12 protein-coding genes are annotated in these 24,028 nt (G+C 46.6%); 8 read left to right on the top strand and 4 right to left on the bottom strand.

Annotation, left to right across the window (positions count from 1 at the left end; genetic code table 11):
• The first annotated feature begins 121 nt into the window (after window positions 1–121).
• Window positions 122–1,285: a FecR family protein gene (locus BMX95_RS18875; RefSeq protein ID WP_081202483.1), complete on the top strand. Its 1,164-nt coding sequence runs from the start codon at window positions 122–124 to the stop codon at window positions 1,283–1,285.
• 5 nt (window positions 1,286–1,290) lie between these two features.
• Here the strand turns inward: BMX95_RS18875 and BMX95_RS35005 are convergent, their stop codons facing one another.
• Complete coding sequence (locus BMX95_RS35005; protein ID WP_165759013.1) at window positions 1,291–1,428, bottom strand: hypothetical protein; 138 nt, start codon at window positions 1,426–1,428, stop codon at window positions 1,291–1,293.
• A gap of 53 nt (window positions 1,429–1,481) precedes the next feature.
• On the opposite strand from BMX95_RS35005, the gene BMX95_RS18865 reads away from it, so the two are divergent.
• The 4 genes from BMX95_RS18865 to BMX95_RS18850 all read left to right on the top strand — a co-directional run bounded on the left by BMX95_RS18865 (window position 1,482) and on the right by BMX95_RS18850 (window position 10,672).
• Window positions 1,482–4,988, top strand: coding sequence for a TonB-dependent receptor (locus BMX95_RS18865; protein WP_207631654.1), 3,507 nt, complete (start codon window positions 1,482–1,484; stop codon window positions 4,986–4,988).
• An 18-nt stretch (window positions 4,989–5,006) separates the two neighbouring features.
• On the top strand, window positions 5,007–6,455 hold the full coding sequence (locus BMX95_RS18860) for a RagB/SusD family nutrient uptake outer membrane protein (RefSeq protein ID WP_081202485.1): 1,449 nt from the start codon (window positions 5,007–5,009) through the stop codon (window positions 6,453–6,455).
• A gap of 24 nt (window positions 6,456–6,479) precedes the next feature.
• Window positions 6,480–8,951, top strand: a complete 2,472-nt coding sequence (locus BMX95_RS18855; protein WP_081202486.1) for a zinc-dependent metalloprotease — start codon at window positions 6,480–6,482, stop codon at window positions 8,949–8,951.
• 68 nt (window positions 8,952–9,019) lie between these two features.
• Window positions 9,020–10,672, top strand: a complete 1,653-nt coding sequence (locus BMX95_RS18850) for an amidohydrolase (protein WP_081202936.1) — start codon at window positions 9,020–9,022, stop codon at window positions 10,670–10,672.
• A gap of 83 nt (window positions 10,673–10,755) precedes the next feature.
• Here the strand turns inward: BMX95_RS18850 and BMX95_RS18845 are convergent, their stop codons facing one another.
• Window positions 10,756–16,956, bottom strand: a complete 6,201-nt coding sequence (locus BMX95_RS18845) for a DEAD/DEAH box helicase (protein ID WP_081202487.1) — start codon at window positions 16,954–16,956, stop codon at window positions 10,756–10,758.
• A gap of 14 nt (window positions 16,957–16,970) precedes the next feature.
• The gene (locus BMX95_RS18840) at window positions 16,971–20,246 is read right to left on the bottom strand and encodes an STY4851/ECs_5259 family protein (RefSeq protein ID WP_081202488.1); all 3,276 of its coding nucleotides are present in this window, start codon (window positions 20,244–20,246) and stop codon (window positions 16,971–16,973) included.
• A 322-nt stretch (window positions 20,247–20,568) separates the two neighbouring features.
• Here BMX95_RS18840 and BMX95_RS18835 point away from each other — a divergent pair, with 322 nt between their 5' ends.
• Window positions 20,569–21,540: an SDR family oxidoreductase gene (locus BMX95_RS18835; RefSeq protein WP_081202489.1), complete on the top strand. Its 972-nt coding sequence runs from the start codon at window positions 20,569–20,571 to the stop codon at window positions 21,538–21,540.
• Between the two features lie 3 nt (window positions 21,541–21,543).
• Window positions 21,544–22,335 (top strand): helix-turn-helix domain-containing protein, encoded by a 792-nt coding sequence (locus tag BMX95_RS18830; RefSeq protein WP_081202490.1) that lies wholly within the window; start codon window positions 21,544–21,546, stop codon window positions 22,333–22,335.
• Between the two features lie 62 nt (window positions 22,336–22,397).
• Here the strand turns inward: BMX95_RS18830 and BMX95_RS35000 are convergent, their stop codons facing one another.
• Window positions 22,398–22,574, bottom strand: a complete 177-nt coding sequence (locus BMX95_RS35000) for a hypothetical protein (RefSeq protein ID WP_165759014.1) — start codon at window positions 22,572–22,574, stop codon at window positions 22,398–22,400.
• Window positions 22,575–23,076: 502 nt separating this feature from the next.
• Here BMX95_RS35000 and BMX95_RS18825 point away from each other — a divergent pair.
• Window positions 23,077–24,003 (top strand): hypothetical protein, encoded by a 927-nt coding sequence (locus BMX95_RS18825; protein WP_081202491.1) that lies wholly within the window; start codon window positions 23,077–23,079, stop codon window positions 24,001–24,003.
• Window positions 24,004–24,028: the final 25 nt, after the last annotated feature.

Genomic DNA, 24,028 nt, shown 5'->3' with positions numbered 1-24,028 from the left:
TTAAAATATGCGTAATTCTGACTTTTTTAAAAAAATTGCAGAAAATAATAGCGGTTTAGGCGCGCTAATCCGTCAATTTAATAAGAAGAAGTAAATAAAAGTAGTGTTATTAAAATAATTAATGCGAAATAAGGTGAACACAAAAATTCCCGAAAAACTGCTTACCAGGTACCTGGCAGGGCGAAGTTCGCCGGCGGAGGAACAGCTGATCGGGGAGTGGTACGCCTCATTCGAAGCGGAGGCGCCTTATTTCGAGAATGAGAACAGCGAAGCGGCTATTGACTTAAAGACCGGCACAAAAGCTACTATTCAATCGATCATCGCCAGGGAAATGAAGTGTATACTACGGGTAAGGAAGATGATTGTCTATAGTAGTGCGGCTGCTGCGGCCCTTGTTTTCTTAACTGTCGGATTGTATTGGATGTTCTTACAAAGCAGCGCTGGTATCAATAAGGATATGGTGAAAAATGTTCCGGCGCCTGTTGATACAGCTATAATACCTGGCGCCAACAAGGCTATTTTAACGCTGGCTGATGGAAAGGTGATAGATCTCGACAAAGCCGGGAACGGGACCATTGCCAAAGAAGGCAGCATAGTGGTGAACAAAAGAGAGGACGGCCGGCTTGAATATCAGGGAACTGACAACTCACCTGCCTATAATATATTAAGTACGCCAAAAGGAGGCCAATATCAGATCGTATTGCCCGATGGAACTAAGGTATGGCTCAATGCCGCTTCTTCAATCAAATACCCTACCGTCTTCATGGGTAATGAAAGAAACGTGGAGATTACCGGTGAAGCCTATTTTGAAGTAGAGAAACATGCCGGAATGCCTTTCACAGTAAAAATGAAGAATGGCGCGGTTGTGAAAGTGTTGGGTACGCATTTTAATGTCAATGCCTACGATGATGAGGAATCCATCAAAACAACGCTATTGGAAGGCTCGGTGAAAATTACCAAAGATGCTGCGTCAGCTATCTTAAGGCCCGGTGAGCAGGTATCAATTTTCCAATCATCCCAATTATCCCAACCCATCCCTGTTCAAACAGATGAAGTAATGGCCTGGAAGAACGGCTTGTTTCAATTCAATAATGTCACCATTGAAACAGTGATGAAACAGGTAGCGCGCTGGTACGATGTACAGGTGGTGTACGTACACGATGTTTCGCAGGACCTGTTTCGCGGTAAAATATATCGCAACGCCGCTATCAATGAGTTGCTTAGGGTGCTTGAATTAAGCGGCGCGCATTTTACAATTGAAGGCAAAAAGATTATTGTACAATAATAAACCTAAACCCCGCTACGCTCAGGTTTGTGTTGCCATAAGAAAAATACCTGACCAGTTTCACAGGATTGCTGCCGGCACAGATGCCGGTCCTCAATGTGGGTATACACCATCGTTTTCCGGTAATATGTGCTGGTATCCATGTGTAACATTTTGTGTTCAACCAAATTGTTAACATCAAAAACCAGCAACACAAATGATACAATTGTTTGTGGTTGGTAGTGGTATGCGATTACGTATACCTGCCAAAACTAAACTGCTTATTCAAGTAACTATTCTGCTTTTGAGCCTGACGCCCAAGCTAAGCGCAGGCGAAACCCGGCAAAAGATCAGTCTGTCGGTTATTCAGGAAACGCTTGATAAAGTGTTCCGTCAAATTGAAGGGCAAACTGATTTCGTGTTCTGGTATAAGTTAGATAAATTAAAAAATGCCCGTAAGGTAAGCATCAAAGTAAAAGATGTTGAACTGGCCTTGGTGCTGGATGAGATCTTTAAAGAACAGCCTTTTGCTTATAACATCGTAGGAAAAACCATAGTTATAACTGAAAAGAGAAGCATGGGGGCCTTGCCGGTTATTCAGGCCTCGTATGTGCCTGGCCCATTATCAATAAGCGGCAAAGTGCTCAATGACAAAGAAGAACCCCTGGAAGGGGTGACCGTAAGAGTAAAAGATGAGCCAACCGCCACTACTACTGATGTTAAAGGAAGTTTTTCCATTAAATGTACCGACGATGCCATCCTGGTATTTTCCTTCGTGGGGTATAAGACCCGGGAAATTGAGGTGAAGGGAAAACGCATGCCGCTTTCGGTGGTATTGAACATGAACGGTAATTCATTATCAGATGTAGTGGTGGTAGGCTACGGTACACAGGGGAAAAGAGAATTCACCGGTTCCATCGCTACTATCAGTGAAGAAAAAGTAAGGGACATGCCGGTGCAAAGTTTTGACCAGGCATTGGCGGGCCGGGCGCCGGGGGTAAACATTACCCAGCCCAATGGGGTGTTAAACAATGCACCCGTGATCCGCATCCGCGGCATCAACTCCATTTCGCTTAGCTCTTACCCACTGGTGGTGGTAGATGGTATACCTATTAATACCGGTGAAGTATCGGCCAGTGCCTCTGTAACAAACAATCCGCTTGGGGATATTAACCCAAGTGATATTGAATCGATCAGTGTGCTGAAAGATGCCGCTTCCACCTCCATATATGGCTCCCGGGCTGCTGCCGGCGTATTGCTGATCACTACTAAAAAGGGAAAGACCGGAAAAGCAAAAGTAAGTTACCAGGGGTGGGTAGGGGTTACCAAAGCCATCCGCTTACCCGAACTGTTGAATGCTGAACAATACATGGAGATCAAGAATGAAGCAGTGCTCAATTCTAAATATCTCTCAGGCAATGGAAATAACGCCAGCGTGGCGGATGCCTTGTTTTTTCCAACCTATAAAGAAGATGGAAGTATTGTAGATACAAAATGGTACGATGAGGTTTATCAAACTGCCGTTTCGCAAAATCATACTGCCAGCGTATCAGGTGGTTCAGAAAATACCACCTATTATTTCTCGATGAACTACAGCAATCAAGACGGGTTTATCAAAACCAATAATTTTAAAAGAAAAGCGGTCAGGTTTAATGTTAATCATAAAGTGACCGACTGGCTGAGTTTAACCGGCAATGTAAGTTACAATACCAGCTTCAATGCCTCACCAAATACCGGATCGTTAACCGGCAATGCATTTCAGATAACCGGTATTGCCCGGTTGGCCCTGCTTTCATCGCCCAATGTATATGCAAAAAATCCGGATGGCAGTTATAATGTAAGTACCTCCAATACGCTGGGCATGGGAAACAACAAAGGGGTGGTAAGCAATTTTTATAACCCGCTTCCTTTGCTCGATCTGGACAGATATACTTCTGAGAACGACCGCATCATTGGCACCTTCAGTGCCACGGCAAAAATTGTAAAGGGGGTGGAGTTTAAAACCAGCTATGCTGTTGACCGGTTAAAAGTAGATAACGAAACATTCAACAACCCGTTGCATGGCCCCGGGGCGCCTGATAAAGGAAGTGCTACCAATATAAGCAGCCGCTATAACAGCTGGGACTGGATCAATACCCTGACTTATCAGGAGAAATTCTTTGGTCATCACAACTTGTCTCTGTTAGCGGGGTACGATGTGCAGAAATTCGATAATTCAAGATGGGGTGCTACGCGCACGCAACTGTCTGATCCCTTCTTTACCGATTTTGAAGGTAATTACGGCCGTATTACGCCCATCACCACCAATATGCTGACAGAAAAAGCCTACGCCTCTGTTTTCTCCCGCATTTCATACGACTATGATAAAAAATACTTCTTTACTATCAATTTCCGTCGCGATGGTAATTCGGCATTGGGTGGCAATAAGAAGTACGGAAACTTTGGCGGGGTGTCTGGAGGCTGGTCGGTATCGGAAGAAGGCTTTTACAAGAACCTCGCGCTCTCGCAAATAATTACCAATGCAAAACTAAGAGCAAGCTGGGGCCGGGTGGGCAATGGTAATTTGTCGAACCCCTATGCTTCATTGATGCTGTACAATTCCAACCTGTATGGGAATGCGCCTACCTGGAATTTTTCACAGGCCGGTAATCCTGAACTGGGCTGGGAAACCAGTCAGCAAACCAATGTGGGTATTGACCTGGGTTTGCTGAAAGACCGCATACAAATAGAAGCCACCTGGTTTAAGAACAACATCAACGGGCTGATCTTAAATGCGCCACAAAGCCCATCTCGGGGCATACCCGGGAATGCCATCCTGCAGAATGTAGGTTCCATGTATAACCGGGGTTTTGAATTTGCAGTGAGCGCTACCGTTATTAGAAGGGCAAAACTAACCTGGAATACCTCGTTCAATTTCTCCGCCATTAAAAACCGGGTTACCGAGCTGGCAGGTGGCAATCTGGATATTGTAGGCACTACCAGTACTGCAGCAGAAACGTCGAATATTACCCGGGTTGGTTATTCCGTAGGTAGTTTGTATGGTGCCCTTACCAATGGGGTGAACCCGGCCAATGGCCAGCGTATTTTTATCAATAAAAACGGCGATCAGGTACAATACAGCCAGGCAGTACCATCGGGCAGCAGTAGATGGACTTACCTCGACGGCTCAGTAGCACCGGCCATTACAGCCGAAGATTTTTATATCCTCGGCAATGCGTTGCCAAAATGGTATGGCGGGTTTAATAACTCATTTACCTATGAAAGATTCGATTTGAATATCGGTATTACCTTCTCCGGTGGCAACTATGTACAAAACGGCACCAAGGCCACTTTACGTGATCAGCGTTTCTGGAATAACTATACCGGGGTACTCGATCGCTGGCAAAAACCCGGACAGGTAACCGATATCCCGCGCCTGGTATACGGCGATCTATTGTCGAACGGAAATTCGTGGCCCATATCGGCAAACGTGGAGAAAGCAGACTTTCTGAAAATGAAAACAATTTCCCTGGGTTATAAAATGCCGGCAAAATGGTTTGGGAACTCGGGCATCAGCGGTTTGCGCCTGTATGCGCAGGTATTGAATGTCTTTATTATTACTCAATATACCGGTTCAGATCCTGAGATCTCTTCCAACGGTAATTCGAACCTTACACCCGGGGTTGATAAAAACTCCGCGCCCCAGGGCCGCACTTTTACATTTGGCGTAAACGTGGATTTTTAACCGATAAAATCAAGTCACATGAAATCATCAATTATAGCCTGTTTGTTGCTGACAGCATTTTTGACTTCGTGCAAAAAAGAGAAGGAGCTGTTGAACCCGGTGCCCCGTACGTCCATCATCGATGCTGCTGCATTCGATACACCCGACCGGGTATTGGGCCTGGTGAATGGTATGTATAGCAGTGTAAAAGATCCACAATTCTTTGGCGGAAAATATGTAATGTATGGTGATTTTCGCGGCGAAGAGTTTATCAACCGCACGGCCAATATCTTTACCGGTTACGATACCTGGGGGCATACCCTCAACTCCAGTTCCAATGAAGTGGTGAACTTATGGGCAGCGGCCTATACCGCCATTAACTCGGTGAATGTGTTTTTGCAAGGGCTCAATGACAATATTTCAAAGGTAGATGCGACTCTTGCCAAACAGTATGCTGCAGAGGGTAAATTTGTAAGGGCGCTTAGTTATTTCTGTCTGGTTACTTTGTATGCCCGTCCGTATGTGGAGAACAACGGCGCCTCGAAAGGGTTGCCGCTGCGCTTGCAGGCGGAAACAAATAACAGTAACAACGATCTGTCCAGAAGTTCGGTGGCAGAAGTGTATGCGCAGATCCTGAAAGACCTGGACGAAGCTGAAGCTGATCTGCCGCTCACGTACACAAGCGAGGTGTTGAATACGACCCGGGCACACCGGAACTCCGCTGTTGCCTTGAAAACAAGGGTATACCTGAATATGGGCAAGTATGATAAAGTAATAGAGGAAGCTTCGAAAATAGTCAGTGCAACAGCTCCCTTCAAGGCAAACAGCGGTGTGTCGCATACGTTACAAAACGATATCACCGTGGTATTCTCCTCTAATTATACCACTACAGAATCTATTTTTTCAATGCCCATGACCGATCTTAATTCCTCAACCGGTCAAAACGCATTAGGTTATATTTTGAATGCGGCCCCAACAGGCAATGCTGAATATAATGTAAACCCTTCAGGTATAATGGGCAATGCAGAATGGAAGGCAACCGATAAACGCAGGAGTTTTTTTACGGGTTCGGGCACTACTGTGTTTTTAAAGAAGTACAACAAGCCATCGCCCTATGCCGATTATATACCGGTAATACGGTATAGTGAAGTGTTGTTGAATTATGCCGAGGCTGCTGCTAAATTGAACGATCTGCCCAAGGCACAGGCACTGCTTACGGCGGTGCGCCAGCGCTCTGATCCTACTTATATATTTTCGGCTGCCCAAACCGGTACGGCAGATGCCCTGGTGAACAGCATCTGGCTCGAAAGAAGAATTGAATTTTTAGGGGAAGGCTTCCGTTCGAACGACTTGTTACGGAACCTGCTTACCATTCCGGGCAAGGGCAGTAGCAGCCTGACCTCGCCCTCGGTGGCGCCTTCACAGGCTTCTTATACGTTTCCGTTACCCAATACGGAAATATTGACAAACAAACTACTGCTGCAATAAGAACGCGTAACAAAACTAACAGTAATGAGAATATTGTTCATTTGGTGCATATGTGCCATGGTATGGCTGCCTTTGTTTTCACAAAACAAAAACCCGGTAACTGCTGACGCTCCGGTTACGGGCGGCATTAAAGCTGCCACTGCCGGCATGCAATCGATGCCGGGTTTTATTCCTATGTACTGGGATGCAAAAAAAGGAAAGATCTGGCTCGAGCTCACACAGTTTGATACCGAGCTGTTATATTACCCTTCATTGGCGGCCGGGGTGGGTTCCAACGACATTGGGTTAGACAGGGGCCGGATAGGGCCTTCCCATGTTATTGTTTTTCGCCGTTCGGGCAACCGGGTATTGATGACCGAATTGAATTATGATTACCGGGCTGTCAGCGACAATGAGATGGAAAAACAGGCGGTAGAAGAATCCTTCGCCCAATCTGTTCATTGGGGTTTTGAGGCGACGGCAGAAGAAAACGGCCATGTACTGGTTGATGCTACCGGCTTTTTTATGCAGGATGCGGTGGGCGCCGTACAGGCCATTACCCGCATAAAACAGGGTAATTATAAACTGGACCCGCAGCGTTGTGCCTTTTATTTGCCCCGCACGAAAAACTTTCCATTAAATACTGAAATAGAAGTAACAACAACGCTCACAGGGGAAGCACCGGGTGAATACCTGCGCGCAGTAACGCCCAGTCCCAATGCGGTAACGTTCAGGCAGCACCATTCGTTTGTGCAATTGCCCGATAATAATTATACGCCGCGCATTTTTGATCCACGCGCCGGCATCGGTTCTATTAGTTTTTTTGATTATGCAACCCCGGTAGACCAGCCGATCGTAAAACAATTTGTACGGCGGCATCGCCTGCAAAAGAAAGATCCCGCTGCGGCAGTAAGCGAAGTAGTAAAACCAATTATTTATTACGTTGATCCCGGCACACCAGAGCCTATCCGATCGGCATTGGTAGAAGGAACAGCGTGGTGGGCGCAGGCATTTGAAGCGGCTGGGTTTAAAAATGCTTTCCAGGTAAAACTATTACCACCCGATGCAGACCCAATGGATATCCGCTACAATGTGGTGCAATGGGTGCACCGGTCAACAAGGGGTTGGTCGTATGGCGGCGGTGTTACCGACCCGCGCACCGGTGAAATAATAAAAGGCAAAGTGACGCTGGGCTCCCTGCGGGTACGAACAGATTTTTTAATAGCACAGGGACTGATAGCCGATTTTGAAGATGGCAAACCACTGGCGCCGGCCATTATGGAATTGTGCATGTCGCGGATGCGGCAATTGGCGGCACATGAAGTAGGGCACACGCTCGGGTTGCCTCACAATTATATTGCCAGCGCTACCAGGCGTGCTTCCGTTATGGATTATCCGCATCCGGTCATCAAGATCGATAACAACGGCAACCTTGATCTGTCTGATGCTTATCCGTCTGCAATTGGCGAGTGGGATAAAGTGGCTGTCACCCTGGCCTATCGCCAGTTTGCTCCAGGCGCTGATGAGAAAAAAGAAATGGACCAGTTAGTGAAAGGTTATCTGGCCAATGGGCTTCGTTTTTTAACCGACCAGGATGCCCGTCCCGCTGGCAGCGCACACCCACATACCCATTTGTGGGATAATGGCACCAATGCTGCGGAGGAGTTGAACCGGGTAATGAAGGTGCGCTCGATTGTGTTAAATAATTTTTCAGAAAAAAAGATTCCCACAGGCGCACCCTTAGCTACCCTTGAAGAAGTGCTGGTGCCTATGTACCTGTTTCACCGGTACCAGGTAGAAGCCACCGCGAAAGTGCTGGCCGGAGACGATTATGCTTATGCGTTACGTGGTGACGGCCAAATACCCAATGCCATAGTACCTGCGGCTGAACAATGGAAGGCCCTGAATGCCCTGCTGGCCACCATTACGCCATCGGCGCTCGTTTTGCCGCAACGGGTAATTGACCTGATCCCGCCCCGTCCATATGGCTACCCGGCAGATGCGCGTGAAACATTCAAACGATATACCGGCATCACCTTCGATCCATTGAGCCCGGCAGAAGCAGCCGCAGGCATGACGCTGGGCATGGTGCTTCACCCCGAACGCGCTGCCCGGTTGGTAGCGCAACATGCGGTAAATCCCGAATTGCCTTCATTGGATAAAGTGATCGATCGTATTGTTGATGCCACTTTTAAAGTGCCGCAGCAATCAGGGTATGCTGGTGAAATACAACGCACCGTCAACAGCCAGGTAATAAAGCAACTGATCAGCTTAAGTGTAAACAAAAATTCGCCCGACCAGGTACGTGCCATTGCCACGTTAAAAGTAAAAGAACTACAGCAATGGTTGGGCGCCGCCATAGGGAAAGATGTAGACTGGAAAGCACATTACCTGTTTGCAAAAACGCAAATAAAGGGCTTTGAAGAAAACCCGGAGGAGATCACGCCTTTCACGCCGATAACCGCTCCCGATGGCGCGCCTATCGGTTCAACCGAAGAAGAATGGCTCGATGAGTAAAAGGTGGGTCATCCGCCAGCTGGCGGATGGCTCACCTGCTTAATAATAAACCAATCAAACTGTTCATTATGAAACTGAAATTATTGTTACGGTTTGTAGCATCCCTGTTATGTATGTCGCAACTGGTATTTTCACAAACCAAACTGCCTGCAAAAAAGATAGATGCGTTAAAAAAAGAACTGGTCGGGGAAATTGAAAAAGAGAAAGTATTTACTCAGCAAATGGTAGATATGGTGTTTAGCTTTGGCGAATTGGGATTTCAGGAAGTAGAAACATCCAAATACCTCACTGATATTTTAAAAAAGAATGGTTTTGCCGTTCAGGAAGGCATTGCCGGTATTCCCACCTCATGGATGGCCACCTGGGGTTCAGGTAAACCGGTTATTGCTATTGGCAGTGATATCGATTGTATTCCCAAGGCATCGCAAAAACCGGGTGTGGCCTGGCATGATCCGATTGTAGAAGGTGCGCCGGGGCATGGGGAAGGACATAACTCCGGTCAGCCCTTAAACGTGACTGCGGTGCTGGCGCTCAAAAAAATAATGGAACGCGAACATATACCCGGTACCATCGTCATGTGGCCCGGGGTGGCAGAAGAGCAGTTAGGCAGTAAAGCATATTACGTCCGCGATGGATTTTTTAAAGACATCGATGCCTGCATTTTCACGCATGTGGCCAGTAACCTGAGTGTTTCGTATGGTGATGGGGGTGGGAATGGAATGATCTCGGTGAAGTTCAATTTTACCGGTGAATCAGCACACTCAGCCGGAGCGCCCTGGCGTGGCAGAAGCGCACTCGACGCTGTTGAACTGATGGACATCGCCTGGAACTATCATCGCGAACATATGGAACCTACACAACGCAGCCATTATGTAGTGGTGGATGGCGGCGATCAGCCCAATGTGGTACCCTCACAGGCATCAGTATGGTATTATTTCCGCGAACGCACTTATCCTAAAATAAAACAGATGTACGACGATGCCATCAAAATGGCGCATGGCGCTGAGTTGATGACGGGTACAAAAATGTCGTACACGGTATTGGGAAGCGCGTGGCCCGGGCATTTTAACAAACCCATGGCTGAAGCCATGTACCAGAATATAAAAATGGTGGGCATGCCCGAATGGAGCGCCGATGACCAGTTGCTGGCCCGTGCCGTGCAAAAAGAAATCAACTCGCCCAAAACAGATCAGCGTAACAGGCCTATCGATGGACTGGATACCAAACTCGACAGTCTTAGGGAACCCGAAAAAGTTTCGATGGGCGGCGGGTCAGATGATATCGCCGATATCTCCTGGAATGTGCCAACAATTGTGTTGCGGTTTCCGGCCAATATTCCCGGCCTGCCCGGCCACAACTGGGCCAATGCCATTTCAATGGCCACACCTATTGCGCATAAAGGAGTAACGGCAGGCGCCAAGGCCGAGGCGCTCACGCTGCTTGACATGTTTGTAAAACCACAGATAATTGACAGCGCCTGGGCTTATTTTAAGAACGTGCAAACAAAAGACACGAAATACATTGCCCTGATATCGCCTACAGATAAACCTGCCATTGACCTCAATAAAAAGATCATGGCAGAGTTCAGGCCCGAAATGAAAAAGTATTATTACAATCCCGGCCAGTACAAAACCTATCTGGAACAGCTTGGCATTAAATACCCAACGCTGAAGCCGGCAGGTGTAACAAAAACGGCTACAGCAGCCAGTACCGAAAACTAATTTTGTAGAAGGGTAAGTAAGACAATTGCGTCACACTCTGTGTTTTTACAGGGCTGTGGCGCATTTTTTTGGACATAACGTTTTTATTCAGCTTCGTATTTCAAAAAAATGTGCGTGGGATAATTTGTATATCCCTGCACATTGATCATAGAACTGTTTTGCGCGATCCATTGTAGCTGACCCGATACCGCCAGATCGAATGGATAGTACTGGCCCGATAAATAGGCATTCCAATATCCCATGCCCTGGTCGAGACGGATATGAAGCAGGCTGCCATTGTCGAATTGGAGCTTCAATATGCGTGCATGGCTTAGCTGTCGTTTGTCGCTAAATGAGATATCGATCCCGGCCGGGGGGAATATATTGCACTGCTCCATTAATTGTTTCAACAGGTTACATTTGCTTATGCTTTCCGCTGGCCTCCAGTTTTTATTCAGGTCTCTCGGTAAACGGGTATTATGGGAATGTTCTATAACCATGGTATCTAACTGAAATGTCAACTGGCTGCTGGTTGAAAATGGCAGGGTGCTGATGAGCTGATGTAAAAGCAGTACATGAGCGGGCGTTGCCACGTATCTGTCTGTATAGGTTATTGATCTCAATTTTGTTTCATTACCAACAGTGCCAAGTTTCGGTATATGTTGGATGATCGTGTTCCAGAACCGGCTGCCAAACGAATTGATTGGCCCGTCAAATTCACTTCTGATATCTACCTGCTGTTGCGTAGTTCTCAGTTCATGGAACAGGGAACTGCGATCGAGTGAGGTGCCCTTCACCTCCACTGAATATTGATCGCTTTTAACAAGGATAGCCTCCGACGTGTCGGCCCAATGGGCATCGAAATCGCCATTGTCAATTGCGTTGATGGCAAATGACCGGTTCCCGGTTTTGTTACGCATGGTGGCCAGCAATTTCCCTTTGGACAGCACAGGCAGTTGGTCGGTAAGTATTATGGTAACCTGGGCCGAGGTTAAAAAGAAAAGATCGAGCCGTTGATCTTCATCCAGTTGTTTAAACTCATTTTTTGATAAGAAGACCCTTGTTTCTTCGAACCGGAAATCGGCCAGGAAGGCGCGTATAGGCGATAAGCTGATGTTCCAGTTTTTTGCCTCCCCGTATACATACAGATCGAGTTGCTGGTAGTTCTTCGCTGCAAAAAGTATTTCTTTATACAAAGAAAAATTGCAGTAGCGGGAGGAAGGCCCCAGGATCTTTTCTTCGGCTGGTAATTCCAGTTTGGCCAACATACTTTCCGACAGGTAGTCGATACCCAGTCGGCGATTGAGTTCCCCGGCTACATTGCGCAGGTCATATTGAAGCAGACAGCTTTCACAGGCTGCCGTACAATCCGATTTACAATGCAGGAATTGTTTTGCTTTGTGAAAGATCTCTTCCAAATATTGCGGACCGCTGGAACTGAAGCCTGCACCGCCGGCTGTTTTATCGAATAAACAAATCGCGTATACAGGTTCTTCCGCATTGATGGGGATGGTTGATTGCCGTACGGTTACCCCAATTTCTTCCATGTTTATTCCCAGTGAGCTGCTGAGCCCGTATCGCAGTGCTGCGCCCATGGTCCAGCATAGCGAATAATTGAAATCGTTTATGGTAAGGAATTCGCCCTCGTTGTTCTTTAAATAGATCTCAAAAATATCTGTTGAGTTGGAATGACCCAGGTGTATGAACCGTTTTATTTGATTGTCGGCGGGGTCGCAGGCTGAACCGGTTTGATCGCCGAATTTTCCCCGCAGCCGTTTGTGATCGGAAAAGCTGGGCGGCACTTCGCCAGCCACTGTCATGGATTGCATATGGCCACACTTTAAACAAAGGGCATAACCCGAACCGTTTTCTCCTTCACTGTGATAAAAGATCAACCCTTTTTCCCCCGCCCGGTAATAACCCAATGCTGCATTGGGAAATTGTTTGATCTCATCGTTGGCATTGATCCAGGGTTCGGGGGTAGCTATGTAGGTTTGTTTTGAAATATCGTTGTTAGGCTGGGAATAAAACCCTACACTGAAGCCGTTGGGGGAAATGAATTTGCGTTGTTGTTTAAGCTCAATTTCATGGTTACATTGTGCATTGGTGCAATGACCTTTGAACATAAGGTCTGAATCGATGCCCATATTACCACATTTCCTGCACCGCCAGGCTACGTTGAATTTCTGCGATTCCATTTTGCCTGTTTCGTGGGGTATTTGCTGATGCAGCACAATTCCCTGCGAGGTATACACTTTACCATCCAGCACCACCTGTGAGCCCGGTGCATATTCAGACAGCGCCATGGCCATATCCCGGCTGGGCATTCCTTTATAAATGGCCAGTTGTTCCTCTCTGTCGGCCCCGCTGTTTTTATTCCGCTTAAAGTCGGTTATTGAAAATGGGTTGAAAGTAGATATGTCTGTCGGAAAGCCATACCCGGGTAAATAACCACTGTGCACCATTTCGGAAATAAGATAAATGCCGAGGTGTTTTTTTAGTTCCCATTCTACCTTCCGCATATACGGGTCTTTTTCGCGGCCTTCAATGCCGGTGCTTAATTCCTGTTTCAGGGAGTCATATGTTTGTCGCCAGGTATCAAATATTTCTTCCAGGCTTTTACTGCTGGTTGCCAGTAACTCGCGGGCCGGGCGGTTTTGCAAAATGCTGTTGGCGGTGATAATTTTTATTCCGTCTACAACAGGTGGTTGAATGTTGTTGGTACTTACCTGTTCATTCAGCCAGGCAGTCATTCTTTCACAAATAGTACAAGGTTCTCCCTGTTGCCGGGTGAAAAACCATTCACAGGTAGCGGCGATCTTGTACCCTTTTAACTCGTCTTTGGTAAAATAGCCGAACAGGAATGCGTTGATGTGCCGCTGAACGATCTTTTCACTATTGAGGGTAATATTCTGTTGTCGCATGGCCGTTACGAACGGCCATTTGGGGTTGCGGAAAACCTGCAGTTCGAGCGGGTTGTTTTTGCAAAGAGTAATTGATAACGCACGGGACTCTTTTCGTCGCCCGGCGCGTCCTGCCCGTTGCAGGTAATTGGAAGGGTGGGGCGGTACGTTGTGATTGCTTACAATGGTAAGGCCGCCAATATCCACGCCCATTTCCATGGTAGTGGAGCAGCTCAATACATTTATTTTACCGGCTTTAAACAACTCTTCATACTTCTGTAACCGCTCGGGCGATTGTTGTGCCGAATGTTCGGCTACGCGGTAAAAGTTGCCGCCTTCAATGATAATATCCGATTGATCGGTCCATAACCCTTTTTTACGCAAGGTGGTAACGGCTTCATCTGTTTGCAGCCATTCCCTTACCTGTTGCAGCCGGCTGGCTTCATCGGGGGCTGTAAAAGAAGGGTATTGCGGAAACGTTAACCGGTCGCATATGAATTCGGCCTGGGTATCGAGTGGTAAAAACGGAGTGATGCGTTTTAACGTGGTGTCGAGCACGCGCAGCGAAATGGGGCATAACCAGGCTTCGGTTGGTTTTCTGAAAAGCATTTTTTCATAGGTCAATTGATAGCCATTGCCCTGCCTGGTTAAGATGTTGGTGGTAAACGTAAGGTCTTTCCACGCTTCGTTCATCAGGGTATTGAGGATGTCGATCTCTTCTTCATTGATCTTATCGAGGTTGATCCTGAAGAGTACTGCCAACAGCCGGATCAGCCGGTTTTGATGAAGCCGTCTTTGGGGATTGTAAGTTGGCCAGCGTTTGTGTTTCTGGTCATTAAAGGCGCCTTCTTCTGCAGGCAGCAGGTATTTGGCCGTGAAACGACCGCCAAGCCAATTCAACAGATCATCATCGATATTTAAGAAGGTGCCTGATCTTACATGAAAATCAAGACATATTTTTAAGAAATCCTGCCAGTCTTTTACCGTACAACCTTTGTGTTTCCAGTAGTCGGGTACTTTCTTTATTTTATCCAGCCCTTCGTAATAGATCTGAACAAGGCCCAGCGTTTCCGTTGAGTTCGATCGTTTTGGCCGGGTACTGAAATTGCTGATCAACAGGCAACGCACCAGGTTATTAAGCCCGTTTTGGCTGTCAAAAATATCAGGCGCCAGGTCGCGGTAATAATTCAGCATGTGATCCTTGATATCGGGCACATGTTTTAAACCTTTCACCAATTCATTCCAGGGTAATGTGCAATTGGCAATCCCTTCCTTCTTTCTTCTATAATCATCGAGGATGCTGTTGAGTCCCGGGGTGGTTTTTGCAAGCGGTTCCAGCGTGGCAATCTGTTTATCCAGTTCGTTTATTTCTTCCTGGTTTATGCTGTTGTGTATTTGTCTTACTATTAAGCCACGTAAGCGTGCGCGCTCGGCATCCTGTTGTAGTTTAATGGCAATTCTGGCCGTACCCTGACGGGTATCTGAAAACGTAATAAGGGCGCGTCCGTTTCCGGGTTTACTTAACGGCTCTTTGCTGCTATCGGGTATATGCTCCATTAAAACAGGGATAATGGAGGTGCTGTAAAACGGAACACCTAAAATTGCGTGCCGGAAAAGGTCCAGCTTACCGCTGCCTGCAAACCCGCATTTAGCGCATTGTTGATTGACCCCATGGTTGATGAAGATCTCTATCTGCCGGTTGTCGGGGCCATCGATTATGCCGTTCAGATCTATTTTAAGCGGTGTGGTAACGCCGGGATAGTGTTTGCCGGCGATGGCATGGCCCCTTACTTTTTTATCGGTTTCCGATTCGTCGTCTTCTGTATCTGCTGCTTCATACCCCAGTTCAAATTCTGCCACGCTTTCGCTGATGGTTTGCACCAGCTGATCGCCTTGTTCAACGCGGCTGGCCAGTAAATGTTCTTCGTTGCAATCGTTACACGATACCAGTTCAAATACGGGAGCGCCACAGGTGCAGCTTAATCTTTGCTGCATATACACGGCACCAAAATTCCATTGAGGCGTATCGAGCGGCGTATTCCTTTTGGCGGTGCAGTTTTTGTCGGCGCATGCCCATAAGCCGTGCAGGATGCGGTGAAAGAGATGACCACGCAGGGGAAGAAAATGCGCGCTGTTGAATGTCAGTTCAGGCCGTGAAAGCAGATCGAGCCACAAACGGATCTCTTCCTCTTTATCAGCTGTCATTGGTACACCAGGTGCAATGGCTTTATGTAATTCTGAAATGGTTTTGGGTGAGCTGGCCAACGATTGCCGTATTTGCCGGGCCAGGGGGTGGTGGATGATCGTCTCGGGTTCACAGTGATTGTTCTGTACAAGTTCTCTGATGTTTTTAGCTGACGATTGTTTTATGGGCGGCAGTTCAGGAATATCCCGATAGCCATTGATCACTTCAATTTGCTCTATGTTTACCCCGGCAATTCCGGAGAGGTATTTACGCAGGCTTTCCCTGGATTCCGCATCGTTGCCAGCAGTGGCCGAACAGGCTATGAAGCGTACCTGTTGCGGGTGTACACCAAAACCATGTAAGGTGCGGCGGATCAGCAGGGCCAGTTCAGCCGCACGGGAGCCGATATAGGTATGGGCTTCATCGAGTACAATGTATTGCAGCAGCCCCTGCGATTTCTCCAATATGGGCTTGTCACTGCTTCTGATAAGCATGTATTCAAGCATGGTGGGGTTGGTGATGAGGATTGGCGGGGGCGATTCCCAAATACCTTCCCGGTCATACACTTCGTTCGCCGGTTTTGTGGCCAGCGCATGTTTGGTTAATTGTAGCGGCGTATTACCATTGTATAAACTAAAACGGATGTTCTTGCCAAAATAGGCTGTCCAGGCAAGCAGGCGTTCCCGCTGGCTATTGATCAGGGCGTTGAGCGGGTAAATAATAAGCGCCCGTACGCCTTGCAATGGACCACTGCCGGCTTCTGTTTTTTTCGACAGGTCATTCAGGATGGGCACCATAAAACATTCCGTTTTCCCAGAGCCGGTACCACTGGTAACAACCACCGAAGTGGGCTTGTCGCGCTGCAGCAGCTCCCATACCTTTAACTGGTGAACATAGGGCCGGAAATGCTTTTTCAATGCCTGACCGCTGAGGTCGATTATCTTATCGGTGTCCTTGATTCGCTGTTCCTTATCAAGTGCATTTATGACAGAAGGGGTTAACAGGTTGCCGGCGAGGCCTGCAAAGGTTGTCGAACTTTCCTGCCACGGAAATACGGCTTCGAACAAGGGTTCGGCCAGCAAACTGTTTTCCCTGCGCATGGATTCGCGCAGGTAAGCCATTAATGGTTCCGATTTCAGGCTTAATACACCTACAGTGGCTTCGTGCGAGCGTTCCCGCAAACGACGGATCAGGGAGTCAAAATAAGGCTTATGCATATCGTTGGTTAGTGTTATCTGTTTATAAGAAAACCCAGTATCAGATTATATATTTCGTTGAACCACGCTTCGTCAAATGAAATAATTTCCCGTATCCTGAATTTGATGAGCGGGGTTGGTTTGGGCATGCTATAGTGTTCAGGTTGTGCTGCAGCGGCTGCCAATACAAATGGGAGGTATACGACAGACTTCAGATCGGCCGGCAGGTTGGCCGGAATCCATGCCCGTATCTCAACCGGTAATTTTTTATACAGGGTTGTAAGGTCCGACCGCAGGTAATCGGGCCATTTATCTTCCGGATGGCGGGCCCTTAACCCTGGTTTTCTTTCTTCCCCATTTAAACGCGTTGTAATGAGCATGCTGGCCAGCATCGTCGGAACTATTGACGCCTGGTTATCGCCGTTGTCAAAAAACAATTGTTCTGTTTTCCATTTTATAGCGGTTAGTCCTAAATGATGGCCGATCCAGTCAAGTTTATGTTTAACTACCTGAACAACGTAGTCAGGCGTAAGTGTCGACATGTACGCGTAATAACGGGTGAACGCCCGTATCCATTCCTCAACCGGGTATTGCGGCCAAATGATGGCAAATTCCTGGGTTAGTTGTATGGTCATGTCTTCCGGCAATAACAGCGCTGCCGTTATAATGGCATTGTTGTGATTACTGAGCCGGGTAAAAACATCCTGACTGCTTAAGGGAAGGTGTTGCAGCGACTGGTAAAGCGCATACATGTCGGGCCAGTCGGGGTGGGTGTGATCGCTTGTCATCACCTCCAGTATACCGTCCATTTCGACAAGCCGTTCTTCTTTGTTTAAAAGCGCTACTTTGTACAGGCGATTGAACGGTGGGGTTATTGTTGATACTGGTTCAACTTCCTGTTGTAATTTATAAGCTGTAGGGCGGAACTGTTTTTTCAGGTCTGCTGCCGGATATATAAACCATATTCCTTCCCGGGACGGCAGCGTCCATTGTTCATTTTCGGGTTGACATTCGATGGTTGTGATCTGCTCCTTATTGAAAGGTTCATCAAGCCGGAAAGCCAGCAAATCAAAAGGTGATGCTATATCTTTAACCTCTGCTATTTTTAAACAGCCTGCTGGCAATCGGTCCAGGTTGAATTCAAACTGGCGGATTTCGATAGCCGCTTTATCATCGCAGGAAATGAGGATACCCGCATCGATATTGGCCGAGATAGAAAGCAGGGAAAGCATGTAGTCTTTCAAGGCCACCAGGGGCAGCTCAAAGTTGCCGTAGGCAGGTACTCTGATGGATCTGTACAGTGAAATGTCTTCCTGTTGCTGTGCGTCTATCAGTTGTAGTTTTAGCCGGTAGGTTTGCGCATAGGGCAGCAGGTTGCCAATGTTTAGTCGGGAGCCGTACAAATCGTGCAGGTAAAGAGAGGCTTTATAGGGCAGCTGCTCGCTGGCTGCATTGTAAAAATACAATTGTTGTTTGGGGCAGGGAATAGTGAGTTTGATGGCGCCTGCTTTTACGCCTTTGGGGGTAAGCCCAATTTCAAAACTCTCCCGCAACAAGTTGGGATCGGTAAAGGTTATGGAGTGACCACTGCCATGTTGCGTTATAATGGTGGGGCTGCTGCTATAAACGGCAACAGAAAAGCGGCTGGAATGCAGGAGTTGTACCTTTTTCTCGTCTGTATTGAATTCCACGGAAAAGTCGGCTGGTAATACCTGGAGCGTTTTACAGAAAACAACCGCGTTGTTATTTGTTAGCCTGATCTTTACCTTTCCTATGACCTCAGGCGATAGTTTAAGCCAGCTATCATCCTGTAAATATTCAAGCCCTGTTCTTATTTGGCCGATCACTATCCCATCGGTCCTTATTTTATAAATTTTCGGCCAGCCGCGGTAGATGGCCTTGTTAGCTTCCTGGTAAAAATCAAAACCATTGGGCTGCGCAAGCACCTCATAGGTGAAGTTTTCGGGTTCATCGGAAAAGCTGAGGTGAAAACTGTTGTTGCCGTGTTCAATGCTCAAATTGGCGGTTACTTCATAAAGCGTGAACGTCGAGTCATCCGTCAGGTTATTGTCCAGTGGCGTCCACGCGCCTGATAGCAGGGTGGCGTTTTTTGCTACCAATAGCCAGTATATGCCAAACGGCAATTTGCTGGTACCGGAAGCTACCAGTTTCCAGAGGTGTGCTGTATTATCATTTTGTTTAAAGATCAGCGGTTCTCCATCTTTGAGAATACCGGCGTTGGCCACTGTAAGGGGTACCTTATAATAATTTTTCGGGTCCAGCAGGTACAGACTCCATTCATCCGTGCTGGTGCCGGGTACGGGGTATTTGTCGATCTCATCGAGGTGAAAACCTTCCTGGTCCGGATCTTTAAAGGCATACCCTATTCTTTTTACGCCCGAGCCATTACTTATATAGATCTCCAGTTTATTGGAAAGCAGATCGAAATCTGTAGTGGAAATAGACAGGTCTGCTAATTTATACAAACCCGGTTTTACGTGTATATAGGTGTTCAGTTGCCGCTGATGGGCTACATGATGGATCTCGTGTGTTGCCCGGATAAGAACAGGCTGGTGGGTATGTGCTTTTGACACGCCTGCCAGCAACTGTTCAATAAATTTTCTTCCTGCCGAATCTTCTATGCGTACCGGAAATTGCGCCCGCCAGCCCGGGCTGAGTTTATCGAGCAGGGGCACCGGGGTGTCGGCACTGGTAAATCCATGTTTTGTATTGATGCTTACCAGTTCTGTTACAAATTGCAGTAGCAGGTGAAGGAATGCGTCTTTTTGAAAAACCGGTGGTACCCTGCGTTGTATTGAAATAGCTCTTGCCAGTTCAATATGTTCTGTTTCAATAGAAGAAATAGCGCCTATTTCCTGGTATAGGTCCGTGATCAGATCGGCCAGGTAGTGTTCTGATTCAAGTACCTTTAGGGGCAAGCCGCATTCAATGATAACTGTGCCTATAAAGTCTTTCCCATTCAATCGTTCATTGAGCGGCCGTTTCCATTTTCTAAACCCGTTTGAAACAAACCGGTTCCGGTCTGCTACGGGCAGGTTGGGGTGACCAATGTATTTTAAAATGGGGTCCCAGGTCCAGGGTCCGCCTTCGTAAAATTTTCGCCACCATTCAGTAGCAAAAAGAACAAAGCAGCAGTCCCAGTACGGCAGCTCGGGCCGGTTGTCCCTAAGCGTACTGGTTAAATCAAAAAACTCGGGTTGTTTTATTTTATAACTGTAGAGAGGCTGGCCTGAAGGGATGGATAGATCTCTTGTATGCAAAAACAAATTGTACCAATCGTTCGGTTTCATTAACACGGGTTTTAACAGCGCTCCATTAAACTGGCAAGTTTAAAACAGGGAGAATACGGATTGGTGGAGCGTATAGTTATCAGGTCTGGGGCTAAACGGCATTCAAGGTAGAAATAATATCAATAAAAGCAGCTTGATTGAAATCAAGTTCTAACGGTTAGAAACAATTACAATCCGGTTTAATATATAGTCAACAGATTTTGTAAAATATGGAAAGGCTTCCTGCTTACATAATGGACTTTAAAACAAAGAAAGATTGAACTTTAAAACAAAACATGCCGTAGGTATTTACAAGAGCTTTGCTGAGAAATAAATAACAAAGATGAAAAGATCAGCAATAACAACAACCGTGTTGGTTACCGGAGGCTCCGGTTATTTGGGACTACAATGTGTATTACAATTGTTACAGGAAGGATATATCGTAAAAACAACCATCCGTTCCCTATCAAGAAAAGAAGAGATCATTAATGCACTCAAAGCGGGCGGCATCGGCAACTTCGATCAATTGAGCTTTGTGGAGGCAGATCTTACCAAAGATGACAATTGGGCGGAAGCGGTGCGCGATTGTACCTATGTATTACACGTAGCTTCACCCTTCCCGGCCATGGACCCTGCCGATGAAAATGAATTGATCATCCCGGCAAGAGATGGTTCTTTACGGGTGTTGAAAGCAGCCCGCGATGCGGGGGTAAAACGTGTGGTATTGACCTCTTCTTTTGCAGCGATCGGTTATAGCAGAAGTCCGGAGAATTATGTTTTTACAGAAATGGACTGGACAGATCCCCATACGCCTGGTCTGCGCCCGTATCTGAAATCAAAAGCCATTGCAGAAAAAGCGGCCTGGGATTTTATGGAGCAGGAAGGCGGCCAGATGGAGTTAACGGTGATCAATCCGGTAGGTATTTTTGGTCCCGTGCCTGGCGGGAACTATTCGGCATCGATGGAATTTGCGTTGAAGGGCCTGCTGAACGGGGATATAAAAGAAACGCCTAATTTTACCTTTAATATTGTCGATGTGCGTGATACGGCGGATATTCACCTCATAGCCATGACACATCCCGCAGCAAAAGGAGAGCGCTTTCTGGCCGCTTCGGAAGGGTCAGTGAGTATTTATGACGTAGCGGAGTTGATCCGGAAAGAACGGCCACAGCGGGCTGTAAAGATGGCTGAACTGAAACCGATCGGGGCAGAACTGTATGTGCACATGAGCAACGAAAAAGCGAGGACTGTGCTGGGCTGGAAGCCAAGATCAAAAGAAACCACCTTGTTAGAGACCATCGATGCATTAATTTAAAACGTGGAAATAGATAAAATACATTCCTGTTACCTGGGCCCGGGAATTTCACCGGAACACCTGATCCCGGAGCATTATTTCATGTATTTATTGCAGGGAACCTATGTAGCCTATGATGGCGAAAAAAAATATATTTCCAATCCGGGCGATGCCATCATCGCCCGGAAAAACCATTTGATCCGCTATACCAAGAATAAAGTGGACAATGAGTTCCATAAGATCGTGATTGCGCTGGACGAGCCTTTTTTGCGCTCATTTCTGGAAAAACATCCATATAAACCCGGGGTATTCGACAACGATGATTCAATTTTAACGGTAGAAACGAATGCCCTGGTGCGAAACTTCGTAAACTCGCTGGAGCCTTATTATAAAGGATCGGAAAAACTGGACCCCGACTTTGCCGATGTAAAAAGAGAAGAGCTGCTGATCATTCTGTTAAAACAAAACCCCGCCTGGGCCCATGTATTTTTCAACTTCAGCATTCCCCAGCGCGTAGACCTGGAAACGTTTATGAACAAAAACTTCCGGTTCAATATCAAGCTGGAACAATTTGCTTTTTTAGCAGGCCGAAGCCTGTCAACCTTCAAACGCGATTTTAACAAGGTCTTTAATGAAATGCCCGGCACCTGGCTTACCCGCAAACGGCTGGAAGAAGCGCACTTTCAAATAAAAAACCAGCACAAAAAGCCCGGTGATGTATACCTGGAAGTGGGTTTCGAAAATCTCTCCCATTTCTCCTACGCCTTTAAAAAACAATTTGGTAAGTCACCGGCAGCGGTGCAGAAAGCACAATAAAAAAACAGGCTACCGAATTCGATACCTGTTTTTCATATCTATGTGGTTTCTGAAATACTTTCTTATCGCAAGATCACTTTCTTGCTGTTTACAACATGTATCCACAATACAGAAGAAAGGAAGCTGGTCAGTACCAACAGGGCTGAAAAATTATAGTTGCCAAATTTGAACATTACGGCGCTTACAAAACTGGCAATTACTATAAGTACAAGAGTGGTAAGGGTGAATATCGTTTTCATATAACTGATTTTTAAGGTTTTTTATGCAAGCGTTTTATTTGTTGCTTGTTTGTATAATAGAAGGAAGCGGAGCCCGGAAGTTTATTAATGAAATGTGAAAGCAATAAAAAACCGGCTCAAAGGCCGGTTCCTTATTTATTATGAAAAAAGTAAAAATTGTTGCTTGTCTTTTATAATAAACAGTAGTAAAGCGGGGAAAGTTTATTAATGAAATGTGAAAAGGCCATAAAGGAAGTACAACTCGCACTGTATGATTGGGTGTCGGACTGTAGGGGAATGGCCTAAGCATTGCCTGGGTATTGCAATACGCCATTGGCCATGATATTTACGGACTTGCCGTTTTTATTGGTGTACTGGTGCGCCTATCGGTAATTTCTGAGGATCAAATAACATCGGATTGGTAATATCAGGCAAATAAGCACCAGCCTTTCTGAAAAGAAAGGCTGGTGTGTTTATAGAATCTGCCCATAATCAACTAACTTTCTTATGTTAATTGTGGTGTATGAGGTTGCTGTTCTGTTTCCTGCTTTTATGGCTGTGTATCGGTGAGCCATGTTGGGCGCAAGATCTTTCCGGAACCTGGGAAGGACGTATCGATGCGGAGTATATGAACCTGGTGTTGATCAAACAGGGAAGTACCTATATAGGCTATACTTATGATGAGGGTATGGGTTTTTGCAAGACCAATTTTTTAGGCAATTTTAATGATTCAACCCGGCTATTAAAAGGCGCTGGCCAAAGCTTCATTGCAAGAACAGCTAACCATGTAATGTGCACCTATAAACTTACCTTCAGCGTACAGAGCGATGGTAAATACCTGATCGGTTCTGCCAATGCCAAATCGGCCTTAACGCAAATACTTTCTATGGGTATGGCCGTGCGTACTGTGTTGCGACAGGTAAGCTCAAGGGCAGATACCACCGATTATATGTTTTCCTGGTTAGTAAAGCACAATAGTCAAAATAATACTGTGGAGCAAAACAGGAAAGCTGATACGTTTAATACGGCCATCGCTGTGCCGGCGCCCAGTCTTACCCACGACGAACTTGCTAAAAAAGCGTTTAATGATAGTATCACTGCCGTTAAGATCCTGCGGGTTCCCGATACGTTGAGTACGATCATTACTGCTGCCGACAGCATTGTGATCAGTATTGCCGATAACGAGGTGGTCGATGGCGATACGGTAACTGTTTTTCATAACAACGCGATCCTTGTGTCACGTCTTTTTGTATCGGCACATCCATACCGGGTGGTGGTGCCATTAGACCGGAATGTGCCTGTTCATGAATTTGTTCTGGTAGCCAATAACCTCGGTACCATTCCACCCAATACTGCCTTATTGACCATTGAAGCGGGCAAAGACCGCTTTCAATTAAAAGCAGCCTCCGATCTGAAAAAGAATGCGGTGATCATTTTTAAGCACAAATAACAGGCCCTGCACTGGCATGGAATTT

The sequence above is a fragment of the Niastella yeongjuensis genome, from assembly GCF_900110245.1.
Taxonomy (GTDB): Bacteria; Bacteroidota; Bacteroidia; order Chitinophagales; family Chitinophagaceae; genus Niastella; species Niastella yeongjuensis.
The sequence above is the reverse complement of the archived record's forward strand: the minus strand, read 5'-3'. Positions and strand labels throughout refer to the sequence as shown.

What these genes read in the sequence shown, in the direction of transcription:
- BMX95_RS18875 (WP_081202483.1), top strand. Translation starts at nt 122, where the DNA reads ATGCGAAATAAGGTGAACACAAAAATTCCCGAAAAACTGCTTACCAGG.
- BMX95_RS35005 (WP_165759013.1), bottom strand. Translation starts at nt 1,428, where the DNA reads ATGGATACCAGCACATATTACCGGAAAACGATGGTGTATACCCACATT.
- BMX95_RS18865 (WP_207631654.1), top strand. Translation starts at nt 1,482, where the DNA reads ATGATACAATTGTTTGTGGTTGGTAGTGGTATGCGATTACGTATACCT.
- BMX95_RS18860 (WP_081202485.1), top strand. Translation starts at nt 5,007, where the DNA reads ATGAAATCATCAATTATAGCCTGTTTGTTGCTGACAGCATTTTTGACT.
- BMX95_RS18855 (WP_081202486.1), top strand. Translation starts at nt 6,480, where the DNA reads ATGAGAATATTGTTCATTTGGTGCATATGTGCCATGGTATGGCTGCCT.
- BMX95_RS18850 (WP_081202936.1), top strand. Translation starts at nt 9,020, where the DNA reads ATGAAACTGAAATTATTGTTACGGTTTGTAGCATCCCTGTTATGTATG.
- BMX95_RS18845 (WP_081202487.1), bottom strand. Translation starts at nt 16,956, where the DNA reads ATGCATAAGCCTTATTTTGACTCCCTGATCCGTCGTTTGCGGGAACGC.
- BMX95_RS18840 (WP_081202488.1), bottom strand. Translation starts at nt 20,246, where the DNA reads ATGAAACCGAACGATTGGTACAATTTGTTTTTGCATACAAGAGATCTA.
- BMX95_RS18835 (WP_081202489.1), top strand. Translation starts at nt 20,569, where the DNA reads ATGAAAAGATCAGCAATAACAACAACCGTGTTGGTTACCGGAGGCTCC.
- BMX95_RS35000 (WP_165759014.1), bottom strand. Translation starts at nt 22,574, where the DNA reads ATGAAAACGATATTCACCCTTACCACTCTTGTACTTATAGTAATTGCC.
- BMX95_RS18825 (WP_081202491.1), top strand. Translation starts at nt 23,077, where the DNA reads ATGAGGTTGCTGTTCTGTTTCCTGCTTTTATGGCTGTGTATCGGTGAG.